Origin of the sequence: Arthrobacter sp. Edens01, from assembly GCF_001307035.1 — a bacterium.
Taxonomy (GTDB): domain Bacteria; phylum Actinomycetota; class Actinomycetes; order Actinomycetales; family Micrococcaceae; genus Arthrobacter_B.
In genome coordinates, this window is sequence record NZ_LKIU01000005.1 from 1212091 (window position 1) to 1224791 (window position 12701).

Below are 12701 nucleotides of genomic sequence, written 5' to 3' on the forward strand. Positions count from 1 at the left end.
CCGGCGAATGGCGAGTAGGAGCCGGTGGCATAGATATACCGCGGCCGCCGTCGCGGGCACGGTGACCCAGCGCAGACAAGATGAAGGACGTGCCGCCTCGAGCCATGATCCCCGGGAGGGAGCAGACACCCCAACCGGCAAGGGCGGACCGGCGGCGCTGGTCCCTCGCCTTCTCAGCGGACTGCGGCGCGGTGTGGTGCCTGCCGGCTGGCGCACCACCGGTGCGGCAGCCGGCAGCGGCCCGGATGTCCGTCCCAGCACCGAACTGCGGCTCGTGCCCGTAGCCGCCTGCGCCTGGGCCGGAGCTGCGGCGGCCGTGAGAGTTCCCGGGACGCTAACCCTGCTGGCCGCACTGGCCTCCGCTGCCCTCCTGGTGCTGTGCCTGCTGGCTGCCTGGCGCAATCCGAGGCCCGGAGTCCGCAGGCGGGCATCCGCAGTCCTGGCGCCGCTCGCTGTGCTTGTCCTGATAGCGAGTTCAGCGGGATCCGCTGCGGTGGCGCGTACGGCCGGCGCGGCGGGTGAGGCAGTCGCAGACGGAGCATCGATCACCGGAGAATTCACTGCCCGGGGTGACGCCCGGGCGGCAGCAGTGGACCGGTTCAGCGGCAAACCGCGTTACCTGTTGGAAGCCGAGATGAACAGTTTTACCCGGCGGGGCGAACGCTCGGCTGCCCGGCTTCCGGTCCTAATCATCGGGGATGAGTCCTACGCGGGTATCCACCTGGGCGATACCCTGGTGACCGCCGGGAAGCTCAGCGCCACCGAACCCGGCGACCGCTCGGCCGCACTGCTGCGGGCTTCGCGTGCCCCGGCGGTCAACCCTTCAGACGGGCTTCAGGGACTGGCCACGGACCTGAGGACAGGCTTCGCGCAGCGCTCAACCCTGCTGGGCGCCACCGATGCCGCCGGACTTTTGCCCGGAATGGTCCTGGGCGACAGGTCTACGGCCGCGCCGGACCTTTCCACCGCCATGCAGGACACGGGACTCACACACCTCACCGCTGTTTCAGGAGCGAACTGCAGCTACCTGCTGGCCTTTATCTTCCTGGTCTCACGGCTGGTGCGGCTTCCGCGCGGCTGGGCGGCAACCGCGGCCGTGGCGGCACTTGCGTGCTTCGTACTTGTGGTCCGGCCGGACGCCAGCGTGCTTCGGGCAGCGGTTATGGGGTCCATCGGCACAGTTGCCGTGCTCACCGGACGCGGGAAGGTGCCGGCCGCCCTGCTTTGCCTGTGTGCCACGGTACTGCTGGTTGTGGACCCCTGGCTCAGCGGAAGCTATGCCTTCATCCTTTCCGTGTGTGCGACCGCCGGGCTGATCTTCCTTGGTCCGCGTCTCACCGCCGCCCTTGCACGTTTCCTTCCACGGCCGGTGGCAGTGCTCACCGCGGTTCCCCTTGCCGCGCAGGTCGCATGTGCACCTGTGCTGGTGCTGCTGCAGCCCAACCTTCCGGCGTACTCGCTGCCTGCCAACATCGCCGCCGCACCGGTGGTCCCCTTCGTGACTATCGCCGGGATGGCTGCGGTTGTGCTGGGCCATCTTGCTCCGCCCCTGGACTATCCGCTGCTCGCAGCCGCAGGGGCCGGCGCCGGCTGGGTAGCAGGCGTCGCCCGCTTCTTTGCACAGGCGCCCGGCGCGCTGCTGCCCTGGCTGCCTGGCCCTGCGGGAGCCGGCCTGATGGCAGCGGCGGCGGCCATTCTCACCGTCTGCATCGTCCGGACCGGTCAGTCTTCGGAACGAACGCGGGCGGACGCCGGCGCACCCGCTGGTCCACTCCGAAAGCATGGACTTCTTTTCCGCCGCTGGACGACCGTTTTCCTCTCGCTGGTGCTGGCTTCCCTGGCGGCGGTGGCCCTGGCGGCGGGGTGGCGGCTCATTGTTCCGGCCCCAGGCCCGCCGAAGGATTGGCTGGCGGCTGCCTGCGATGTAGGCCAGGGGGATGCCCTGGCAGTGAGGACCGGGCCCCGGTCGGCGATTCTCATCGATGCGGGCCCCGATCCGTCTGCTCTCGATGAGTGCCTGGACCGGCTGGACATCGACACCCTGGACCTGCTGGTCATCTCCCATCTGCATACGGACCATTACGCCGGGGGACCTGCCGCCGGCGACGGCAGGGAAGTGCGGGCCCTGGCATACTCGTCGGCAGAATCCGGGGTGCCCGAAGAGATAGCCGGCCTCGGCCGGGAGCTGGCAGTTAAGCCGGAGCGCCTCGGCACAGGCATGAACGGGATCATTGGCGGGGTCCGCTGGAAAGTCCTTTGGCCGCAGGCGGACGCAGCACTCCCGGCACCGCCCGGAATGAGTGAAAACGATGCAAGTGCCGTCCTTTTGATCAGCAGCGGCGGACTGAACTTCCTCTTCACCGGCGACCTGGAGGAAGAGGCAGCGCTGAAGATGCTGCGTGCCAGTCCGGAACTCCGAACCGAAACGGTGCACGTGCTCAAGGTTGCCCACCACGGCGCACGCAACTCCGGTCCGGTGCTGCCGGATGAGCTCCGGCCTTTGCTGGCTCTGATATCGGTCGGGAAGGAGAACACCTACGGCCATCCTGCACCGGAGACGCTGAAGAGCCTTGAACTGGCCGGTTCGCAGGTGGCCCGCACCGATCTGCTGGGCAGCTTCTTTCTGCACATCGACGACGGCAAACTGCTGGTCAGCGGGCTGGGGTCAGGGTGGTGACCGGCTTCAGGCGGAACTGTCCGGACGCGCCAGGGCCGTTCGCAGATCGGTCATGGCTGCGGCAAAGCCGTTCGCGCTGGCGTGCACATCGCTGGCCGCGCCCAACCAGCCGTCCTCCATGACACAAATCACGGCATAGGCGGCGTTGGATGCCAGGGATGCTTCATACGCGGGGTCGCCGCCCAGGCTGGAGTACTGCGGACTGGCAGCGAGCCAGTCCCGGATTGTTGCCATGATCTGCGTGCCGGCATCAACCAGGGTTGTGGTTCCTGCGTCCCGGGCTGCGGGCTGTTTGCGGGATAGTTCCGCCCGCAGCCGAGCAACTTCGGAGTTGATGCTGCTGTACCCGAGGGAAGCAAAAACGAGCGCGAAAGCACCAGTTGCGGTGTCTCTGCCGTGCCTGGAAAGAACTTCTTCGGCTGTTTCCTGCGGCAGTACTCTCAACGGCCGGCCGACGATGGCCGCATCCCGCGAAGGAAAGTAATTGAAAAACGTGCTGCGCGAGATGACTGCTTCTTGGCAGATCTCGTCGACTGTGACGGCTGCGAAGCCGCGCTCCAGTGCCCCGCGGGCTGCGGCCAGCTCGATGCGGTTTTCCGTGTCACGGCGCTTTCGCTCCCTCAGCCCGGTACCCGGGGCAGAAGTGTCCGCGGATCCGGGCGGCCGTACGTCGGGACGGCTGACCGGACGGGACGGATCATTGACTCCAACCATGTCCCGCAGGGCATCGGCGGCCGTGAGGCACGCGGAAAGAGGCTCGGCAAGGTCACGCAGCGGAATGGTCCACCCGTTCGAGGCGGCATAAATCGCCGCATAGGCTGCGGTCACCGTCAGCACCGCTTCAGTCCGGGGTTTGCCCGGGAGGCGTGCATGCTGAGGATTGGCACGCAGCCATCCTTCAACGGTGTCGGTGAGGCCATTCTGGATGGAGATGAGCCCTGCGGAGTACTGCCGCATAGCTGCGGGCTGTTCAGTAATCAGCCGGGTACGGTCCCGCAGAATGTCAGAATTGGGCGTCCGGGTGACGAGGCCCGGAACCTGCATTTCCAGCAGGCCACGCACCAGGTCTTCCGGGTGCCTGGAAAGAATCGGGTGCGTTACCTCGGGTCCCGGCACGTCCAGAGGTTTACCCAGAATCGCTGCGTCGCGCGAAGGGAAATGGTTGAAGAACGTGCTCCGGGAAATATCAGCCCGGGAACAGATCATTTCCACCGTGACCCGCTCAAAGCCGTGTTCAAGTGCTGCGTCCATCGCCGCCCGGGCAACAACGGAACGAGGCTGCCGGCGCGAGGGTTTGCGGCGGGAAGGGGTGCCGTCGACTGCGGCCACAGAATCACTCTCCTCTAGGCGTGCCTCCGCAACATTAGCCGCAGGACGCGGACGCGGACAAACGCTGCCCGCGGTGCCGCAGCCACTGTTCACCGGAGGGCTGCCCGGGATGGCCGGCCCCGGCAGTGGATGTGGCAAAAACGACGACGGCGGAAGTTGGCGGGCGCGGTCCACCGTGGCAATGTTGGGTGTGATTGATCCCCCTCATACCAGTCCAGGAGCAGTGCATCCGTGAATCCGGCCGTGCCCAAGAAATCTTCCGCCAAGCAGGCGGCAGGTACCGTCTCCTGGCGGCAGGCCGCGCCCGCACCTGTAGTGCTGCTGACCGGGCCCGAAGACTACCTCGCCGGACGGGCGATGGAGAATATCCGCCTTCAGCAGCGGAGCCAGGCGCCGGACACCGAGGTCATCCGGATTGACGCGGCGGCCTACACCGCAGGTGAACTGACGCTGATTGCCAGCCCGTCGCTGTTTGGCGAGGCAAAACTCATCGAGGCCGGCAACCTGGCCCACATGAGCGAAGAGTTCCTCAATGACACGCTGGCCTACCTTTCCGATCCGGCCCCGGACACAGTTTTGGTACTGCACCATTCGGGCGGAAACCGCGGAAAGAAGCTGCTCGACGCCGTGAAGGCGGGCAAAGCGCCGGTTATCGACTGCCAGCCCTTCAAGAAGGACTCCGACAAGGCCGACTTCGTTTCCCAGGAATTCAAGGCGGCAAAACGCAGAATCGACGGCGAAGCTGTCCGTGCCCTGGTCAGCGCAGTGGGCTCCAGCCTCGCTGAACTGGCTGCCGCCTGCCAGCAGCTCATGAACGACTCCTCCGGGGCGATCACGGAAGAGCTGGTGGAGAAATACTACGGCGGCCGGGTGGAGGCAACAGCGTTCAAGGTGGCCGACGCAGCACTTGCGGGCCGCGCAGGCGCCGCACTTTCCATGCTTCGCCATGCCCTCGCGACCGGAGTGGATCCAGTGCCGCTGGTTGCAGCACTGGCAATGAAGGTCCGAGCTGTGGCCAAAGTCGCGGACCTCAGGGGATCCTCCGGAGCGCTGGCCAAGGAACTCGGGATGGCGCCGTGGCAGGTGGACCAGGCACGGCGTGATGCCCAGCGCTTCACCTCCGAATCGCTCATCAAAGCCGTGCAGGTCCTGGCCGAGGCAGATGCCCAGGTAAAGGGCGCCGGACGGGATCCGGTGTACGCAGTGGAGCGGGCTGTAACGGTCATTGCCCTGGCCGCGTCCGGCCGCTAGCACCGGGTCTGTCTAAACCAGGCCATCAGGCACCAGAGCCCGCGCAGAAGACCGGCCCTCCGTTCCGGGCCCCGCGTTGAGCTGGATTCCCTGCACTCCGGGACTTTCTTCCCTCCTGAGCTGGTCATGGGGCTTTTTCCTCCGACTTGGGTATTTCACTGCCGGTTAGGGACATTCCTGCGCGGCGCTGCGGCGGGAAAGTCCCACACTGGCAGGCCTGTCCCAAACTGTCCGAAAAAGAGGACCCCGGACCGTTCACGGTGCGGGACGCCACCCGGCAACAGACACCGGGGGAGCACGCCGCCCTGCGCCTGCCAAACATGCAAAAACGGCCGGTCCCGAAGGACCGGCCGTACTTTGTAAAACTAAGGGTGATGCTCCCGCTTAGAGCGCGTTGACCTTCTTGGAGATGGCCGACTTGCGGTTAGCAGCGTTGTTCTTGTGGATAACGCCCTTGCTGACAGCCTTGTCCAGCTTGCGGGTAGCAGCCTGCAGGGCTGCCTGAGCCGCTTCCTTGTCAGCAGCGGTGACAGCGTTATCCACGTTGCGGATAAGCGTCTTCAGCTCGGACTTCACCGAGTTGTTGCGCTGACGCGCCTTCTCGTTGGTGAGGATGCGCTTCTTCTGGGACTTAATATTGGCCACTTATAAACTCTCTTTGTATTGCGGACTTGGTCGGTGAGGGAATTTCAGACCAGACATTGACTGAGCGGCGTGGGGATACCGTAATGGCGCCCGGCCTGAAGTGCCCGTCGACCTGCGCGGACACACAGCAATAAATGTTAGCAGAACTTCGCCGCCGGTGTGGAACCCGGCACGGAACAGGGGAGTGGCCGACCCGCGCCGGCTTCAGCTGGCCCGGTTTACCGGCGCCGCGCTGAGAGGCTCTTCGCGACCCGGTTGAAGACCTCTCGGTCAACAACTGCGCCCTGCCTGCGGATGGCTGAGGGCTCCAGGGTAAGGATCCGGTTCAGCTTTACTTCGCTGGGCCGGCCCTTGCTGTCCCATGCTCCGGTTCCTATATCAATGTAGTCCGGATCCGACACGCCTGAGTTGTTCCGGTCCCGGGACGTGAGCATAAGACCCAGAAGCCTGGTGCCGCTGCGGCCGATCAGCAGCACCGGACGGTCTTTGCCCTGCGCAGGGTCGTCCTCGTAGGGCACCCATGCCCAGACCACTTCACCCGGATCGGGAGCTCCATCCGGTTTGGGTGCATAGACCGGGTCGACGCGTCCGGTGTAATCCCCGGCGTACCGGCCGGCGGAGGCGGAAGGGGCGGAAGGGGCGGAAGCGGGCGAAGGCGCAGAGGGGCGGGGTGAAGCAGCCGGGCGCTTCCCGGAGCCATTCCGAGAGGCCATACCAGCGGTATCACTGCCCTGGCCCCCGGTTCGAGGCGTCCGTGCAGGCCCAGGCGCCAGCTGCCGCGCAATACGCAGTGCGGTGCGGGCCAGGCCGAAAAGATTACGGGAAGAAAAAGCCATGCCGCCATCCTAGGTGTCTCGTCCCGCAGGCAGGGACGGCCCGGCATCTGCAAACAGTTCGGGTCCGGCGGGGTAAACGTGGGAGACTGTTAACTTAGAAACCACTCCCACTTCGTACAATCCCTGCGTGCGAGCGGCGCATCCGGTGCAAACACGCACCCGGGACGGTGCCGAAGCCATGCAAACAGTAAAGGAACCGCCACAGTGTCACCTCTGGCCCGCTTCTCACCGGTGCCTGCCGCGACGGATCCGGCGATCATTCGGAATTTCTGCATCATCGCCCACATCGACCATGGCAAGTCCACCCTGGCCGACCGCATGCTTCAGTCGACCGGTGTGGTTGAGCACCGGAACATGAAGGCCCAGTACCTGGACCGCATGGACATCGAGCGCGAACGCGGCATCACCATCAAGTCGCAGGCCGTGCGCATGCCGTGGGAAGTCGACGGCGAGTCCTACGCGCTGAACATGATCGATACCCCGGGCCACGTGGACTTCACCTATGAGGTGTCCCGTTCGCTGGCCGCGTGCGAAGGTGCCATCCTCCTGGTGGACGCAGCGCAGGGCATCGAGGCCCAGACACTTGCGAACCTGTACCTGGCGATGGAAAACGACCTGACCATCATTCCGGTCCTGAACAAGATCGACCTGCCGGCAGCGCAGCCGGAGAAGTACGCCGAGGAACTGGCGAAGCTGATCGGCGGGGATCCGGAGGACGTACTGAAGGTCTCCGGCAAGACCGGTGTGGGCGTCGAAGCCCTGCTGGACAAGATTGTCCGCGACATTCCCGCGCCCGTAGGTGACCCGGACGCCCCGGCACGCGCGATGATCTTCGACTCGGTGTACGACACCTACCGCGGCGTGGTCACCTACGTCCGCGTAATCGACGGTTCGCTGTCGCCCCGCGAACGCATCCAGATGATGTCCACCCGTGCCAGCCACGAACTGCTGGAAATCGGCGTCAGCTCTCCCGAACCCACCCCGTCCAAGGGACTGGGCGTCGGCGAGGTGGGCTACCTGATCACCGGTGTGAAGGACGTGCGGCTCTCCAAGGTGGGCGACACCGTCACCAACCTGAACAAGCCGGCAGCTGAATCGCTTCCCGGCTATGCCGATCCCAAGCCCATGGTTTTCTCCGGCCTGTACCCCATCGACGGCGCGGATTATCCGGTGCTGCGTGACGCGCTGGAAAAGCTGATGCTCAATGACGCCGCGCTGGTGTACGAGCCCGAGACGTCCGCGGCGCTGGGCTTCGGTTTCCGCGTTGGCTTCCTGGGCCTGCTGCACCTTGAAATTACCCGGGAGCGGCTCGAGCGCGAGTACAACCTGGACCTGATCTCCACTGCCCCGAACGTGGAGTACGAGGTGACGCTCGAGGACAACAAGGTAGTCACGGTCACCAACCCCAGCGAGTACCCCGAGGGCAAGATCAAAGAGGTCCGCGAACCGATGGTTGCGGCCACCATCCTGGCGCCGAGCGAATTCGTCGGCGCGATCATGGAGCTGTGCCAGTCCCGCCGCGGCGTCCTGGGCGGCATGGACTATCTCTCCGAAGACCGGGTGGAAATCCGGTACCGCCTGCCGCTGGCCGAGATCGTTTTCGACTTTTTCGACGTCCTCAAGTCCAAGACACGCGGCTACGCCTCCCTGGACTGGAAGGCCGACGGCGAGCAGGTTGCTGACCTGGTCAAGGTGGACATCCTCCTCCAGGGCGAGCAGGTTGATGCGTTCAGCTCAATCACCCACAAGGACAAGGCGTACTCCTACGGCGTCATGATGACCGGCAAACTGCGTGAACTCATCCCGAGGCAGCAGTTTGAGGTCCCGATCCAGGCTGCCATCGGTTCGCGCATCATTGCCCGCGAATCCATCCGCGCGATCCGCAAGGACGTGCTTGCCAAGTGCTACGGCGGCGACATCAGCCGTAAGCGCAAGCTGCTGGAGAAGCAGAAGGAAGGCAAGAAGCGCATGAAGATGGTTGGCCGCGTGGAAGTTCCGCAGGAAGCCTTCGTGGCCGCCCTGTCATCCGACGAGTCCAAGGACAAATCCAAGAAGTGACACCCAGCGCTCTGCCCCTCGGGGATCCCGCGCCAAAGGACGGACTCCTTCCGCCCGACGCAGCAGCCGCGGCTGCAGAACGGAAATTCGGACTCTACGTCCATATTCCGTTCTGCGCCGTTCGCTGCGGCTACTGCGACTTCAACACCTACACCGCCACTGAACTCGGCGGAGGTGCCTCCCAGGACGCCTATGCAGCGACTGCACAGCAGGAGGTCCGCTTTGCCGCCAAGGCGCTGGCGGCGTCGGGAATCCCGGAACGCCGGATCGAAACTGTGTTCTTCGGCGGCGGCACCCCAACCCTGCTTCCCGCTGAAGACCTGGCCGCCATCCTCGGCACCGCCGTCGAGCAGTGGGGCCTGGCGCCTGGGGCTGAAGTCACCACGGAAGCCAATCCCGATTCCGTGACGCCCGAGTCCCTGCAGCTGCTGGCCGACGCCGGGTTTACCCGGGTGTCCTTCGGGATGCAGTCAGCTGTGCCTCATGTGCTTGCCGTGCTGGACCGCACCCATACGCCGTCCCGCGTTCCGCAGGCCGTGCAGTGGGCGCGCGACGCCGGCCTGAAGGTGAGCGTGGACCTGATCTACGGCACGCCGGGGGAGTCACTGGCTGACTGGAAGCACTCGGTCGAAGAAGCCCTGAGCTACGAGCCTGACCATATCTCGGCCTACGCCCTGATCGTCGAAGAGGGCACCAAGCTGGCCGCGCGCATGCGCCGCGGCGAGGTCCCGCCGATTGACGACGACGACCACGCGGACAAATACCTGCTGGCGGAGGAGCTCTTCGCCGCGGCCGGGCTGCACTGGTACGAGGTCAGCAACTGGGCTCGCACACCGCAGGATGCCTGCCGGCACAATCTCGCCTACTGGCGCAGTGATGACTGGTGGGGCATCGGCCCCGGGGCACACTCGCACGTGGGAGGAGTCCGCTGGTGGAATGCAAAGCATCCCTCGGCCTATGCCGGCCGGATTGCTGCGGGGGAGTCGCCCGCCGTCGGGCGCGAAACCCTGGATGCGGATACCCGCTACCTCGAAGACGTCATGCTGCGCACCCGGCTGGCCGAAGGCCTGCCACGCGAGGTGCTGCGGCCGGAAGGACGGCACGAGATTGCCGGACTGATCGCCGACGGTCTGGTGGAGCCCCGCGCAGCCATGGCGGGCACGGTACTGCTCACCCTGAAGGGCAGGCTCCTGGCCGACGCTGTGGTGCGCCGGCTGCTGCCCTAGGGAAACCCCGGCGCTTTTGCAGCGGCAGCGGGTTCCCGGCTGCCTAACGGATCCGGCGCAGGTTGAACCGGTAGCGGTACGGGCGGCCCCGGTTGCATTCAATTCCGGCTATGACGGAGAAGACGGCAACGGCAATCCAGATCAGCGCGTTGAGGATGGCGAAGTAGCCACCCACTACGGGGATAAAGGAAAGCAGCCAGGCCACCAGCGCCAGGATGGTGGGAGGCAGTGTGAAGTTCAGCGCTTCCTTGGATTCCTGTGCAGTGAACGGCCCGCGGTCGCGGAACACCAGGTAAATGATGAGCGAAGGAACGAAGCCGAGGATGCCGCCGAAGTGCGACAGTGTTGCCCACTGCCGGTCTTCCGAAGCTGTCAGCGGGAGGGCGTTTGCCGGTGCGCCCTGGTAGTCCGGGCGCGCCGGTGAACCGTTGTTTTCCGGTTGCGGATGGTTCGGGCGTGGGTTGGACACGGTTTATTCCTTTGACTCTCAGATGACGCAGGGCTGCCCCCGCGGGAACCTGTTGTTAGACAAGGGTACTGGGTTCCGGCGCGGGAACGGGCACTGGCGGTTCCTGCGCGCCGCGCGGGAACCGCCCGGCTACGGACGGATCAGGGCACGGTCAGGAAGTCGATGACCTCTTCCACACGTCCCAGCAGGGCAGGCTCCAGGTCCGCGTAGGTCCGGACGGAACCAAGCAGCTTCTTCCAGCCCAGGGCGACGTCTGTGTGGTCGCGGTGCGGCCAGCCAAGTCCCTTCAGGATCCCGGTCTTCCAGTCTTCATGGCGCGGTACTACCGGCCAGGCCCGCAGGCCTATGACGTCCGGCTTGATGGCCTGCCACACGTCGACATACGGGTGGCCGACAATAAGTACGTTCCCGGCGGCACCGGGGACCTTCATGGCTTCGGCCGCAATCCTTGATTCCTTGGATCCCGCAACCAGGTGATCCACCAAGATGCCCAGGCGCCTGCCGGGTCCGGGGGAGAAGTCCCGCACCACCGAAGCAAGATCGTCCACGCCGTGGAGGGGCTCGACGACGATGCCTTCGATCCGAAGGTCATCTCCCCAGACCTTCTCCACCAGTTCGGCGTCGTGCTTGCCTTCCACCCAGATCCTGGATGCCCTGGCCGTGCGGGCACGTACATTTTCGACGGCGACCGATCCCGAAGCGGTACGCCGTGCGGCAGGAGCGGCGGCCTTGAGCGCGGGAACAACTTCCACGGGTTCCCCTTCGAGGAGGAAACCGAAGCCGAGTTCAAAGGAGCGGGTGCGTCCGCGGGCGTCCTCGAGAACAACCACATGCATTCCGCCGGACTTCTCCGTACGGATGACCGCACCTACCCACCCGGTTTGGACCTCCTCGAGAACCAGGCCCTTCTCGGCGCCGACCTGCCGCAGTGCCTTTCGGGCCGGAGCGGAAATGTCCTGCGGCCCCCACTGGTAGCTGGGCATAAAACCTCGTTCCTGGAGACGGGGAGGAGCACCTGCGCTGGGTGCAGGCACGGAAGATTCAATGCTAGCAACGGCAGCGGAAGGTATTAGACTTAGCACTTAGGTATGCCGAGTGCTAAGCCAGCAACTCGGAACGGGAGTCAGTCAGCGAGGGAGGGAAAACCATGAGCGAACCACGCCGGCTCGAGGTGCTCCGGGCCATTGTTGAAGACTACGTGCATTCCCGGGAACCCGTAGGTTCCAAGGCCCTGGTGGAACGGCACCACCTTGGTGTCTCCTCTGCCACAATCCGCAATGACATGGCTGTCCTCGAAGAAGAGGGCCTGATCGTTGCTCCGCACACATCCGCCGGGCGAATCCCCACCGATAAGGGCTACCGGCTGTTCGTCGACCAGCTCTCGGACCTGAAGCCGCTGTCGGCTGCCGAGCGGCGGGCCATCCAAACCCTGCTCGAAGGCGCAGAGGACATTGACGACATCCTTGACCGGACGGTGCGCCTGCTCTCGCAGCTGACCAACCAGGTGGCAGTCGTGCAGTATCCGCACCTGGGGAACGCCAAGGTACGGCACATTGAATTTGTGCTGCTGGCGCCTGCCCAGGTGCTCGTGGTCCTGATCTCTACAACCGGACGGGTAGAGCAGCGGGTGATCACCGTGCCGGGGCCGGTGACGGAACAGGCGCTGCACGAACTTCGTCAGCATTTCCTGCAGGCGCTGGCGGGAACCACCCTCACCAGGATCACCTCCCACCTCACGGATGCAGTGGCCACCGTTCCGGTGCAGCTGCGCGGAGTTGCCCAGGCGCTTGGGCAAAGCCTGGAACAGCTTGCCGGAATCAACAGGGAAGACCGGATGGTCATGGCCGGCACAGCCAACCTGGCCCGGGCCACCGGTGACTTCCCGCTGACAATCGGGCCCATCCTGGAAGCACTGGAGGAGCAGGTGGTTATGCTTCGTCTGCTGTCCGAGATGGAACAGGATGCCAGGGGCGTTTCGGTGCGGATTGGCTCAGAGAATCCCTATGGCTCCCTGTCCGAGGCATCCGTTGTAGCTACTGGGTACGGGCCGGACGCTTCCGCTATGGTAGGAATCCTCGGTCCCACCCGGATGGACTATCCCAACACCATGGCGGCGGTTCGAGCCGTTGCCCGCTACCTTTCCCGGGTCCTGAACACCTGACCCCCAGAGACCGGCAGCCCCTCCGGGCGCTGCCTGCATGACTAGAGAA

Annotated in this window: 10 protein-coding genes; 5 read left to right on the plus strand and 5 right to left on the minus strand. The window is 65.1% G+C overall.

The genetic code is table 11. The annotated features are described in order from the left end of the window. Positions 1 to 7: 7 nt before the first annotated feature. Positions 8 to 2677, plus strand: a complete 2670-nt coding sequence (locus AO716_RS11815) for a ComEC/Rec2 family competence protein (protein WP_082413520.1) — start codon at positions 8 to 10, stop codon at positions 2675 to 2677. Between the two features lie 6 nt (positions 2678 to 2683). Here AO716_RS11815 and AO716_RS11820 read toward each other — a convergent pair whose 3' ends face one another. Continuing rightward, positions 2684 to 4006: a TetR/AcrR family transcriptional regulator gene (locus AO716_RS11820; protein WP_055241019.1), complete on the minus strand. Its 1323-nt coding sequence runs from the start codon at positions 4004 to 4006 to the stop codon at positions 2684 to 2686. A 243-nt stretch (positions 4007 to 4249) separates the two neighbouring features. On the opposite strand from AO716_RS11820, the gene holA reads away from it, so the two are divergent. Further along, positions 4250 to 5257 (plus strand): DNA polymerase III subunit delta, encoded by a 1008-nt coding sequence (holA, locus tag AO716_RS11825; protein ID WP_235472074.1) that lies wholly within the window; start codon positions 4250 to 4252, stop codon positions 5255 to 5257. A 384-nt stretch (positions 5258 to 5641) separates the two neighbouring features. Here the strand turns inward: holA and rpsT are convergent, their stop codons facing one another. Together rpsT and AO716_RS11835 are read right to left on the minus strand one after the other, a co-directional pair. Further along, positions 5642 to 5902: a 30S ribosomal protein S20 gene (gene rpsT, locus AO716_RS11830; protein WP_055241021.1), complete on the minus strand. Its 261-nt coding sequence runs from the start codon at positions 5900 to 5902 to the stop codon at positions 5642 to 5644. 218 nt (positions 5903 to 6120) lie between these two features. After that, positions 6121 to 6615: a type II toxin-antitoxin system PemK/MazF family toxin gene (locus AO716_RS11835; RefSeq protein ID WP_229780109.1), complete on the minus strand. Its 495-nt coding sequence runs from the start codon at positions 6613 to 6615 to the stop codon at positions 6121 to 6123. Positions 6616 to 6942: 327 nt separating this feature from the next. Between AO716_RS11835 and lepA the strand changes: the two genes are divergently transcribed. Together lepA and hemW are read left to right on the plus strand one after the other, a co-directional pair. Next, positions 6943 to 8796 (plus strand): translation elongation factor 4, encoded by a 1854-nt coding sequence (lepA, locus tag AO716_RS11840; protein WP_055241023.1) that lies wholly within the window; start codon positions 6943 to 6945, stop codon positions 8794 to 8796. Then, the gene (gene hemW, locus AO716_RS11845) at positions 8793 to 10022 is read left to right on the plus strand and encodes a radical SAM family heme chaperone HemW (RefSeq protein ID WP_055241024.1); all 1230 of its coding nucleotides are present in this window, start codon (positions 8793 to 8795) and stop codon (positions 10020 to 10022) included. The genes lepA and hemW overlap by 4 nt, the downstream gene beginning before the upstream one ends. 43 nt (positions 10023 to 10065) lie before the next feature. Here the strand turns inward: hemW and AO716_RS11850 are convergent, their stop codons facing one another. Both AO716_RS11850 and AO716_RS11855 read right to left on the minus strand, forming a co-directional pair. After that, complete coding sequence (locus AO716_RS11850; protein WP_055241025.1) at positions 10066 to 10491, minus strand: DUF4870 domain-containing protein; 426 nt, start codon at positions 10489 to 10491, stop codon at positions 10066 to 10068. A gap of 140 nt (positions 10492 to 10631) precedes the next feature. Continuing rightward, positions 10632 to 11474: a DUF3097 family protein gene (locus tag AO716_RS11855; RefSeq protein WP_055241026.1), complete on the minus strand. Its 843-nt coding sequence runs from the start codon at positions 11472 to 11474 to the stop codon at positions 10632 to 10634. Between the two features lie 164 nt (positions 11475 to 11638). Here AO716_RS11855 and hrcA point away from each other — a divergent pair, with 164 nt between their 5' ends. After that, on the plus strand, positions 11639 to 12652 hold the full coding sequence (gene hrcA / locus AO716_RS11860) for a heat-inducible transcriptional repressor HrcA (protein WP_055241027.1): 1014 nt from the start codon (positions 11639 to 11641) through the stop codon (positions 12650 to 12652). The last annotated feature ends 49 nt before the right edge of the window (positions 12653 to 12701 follow it).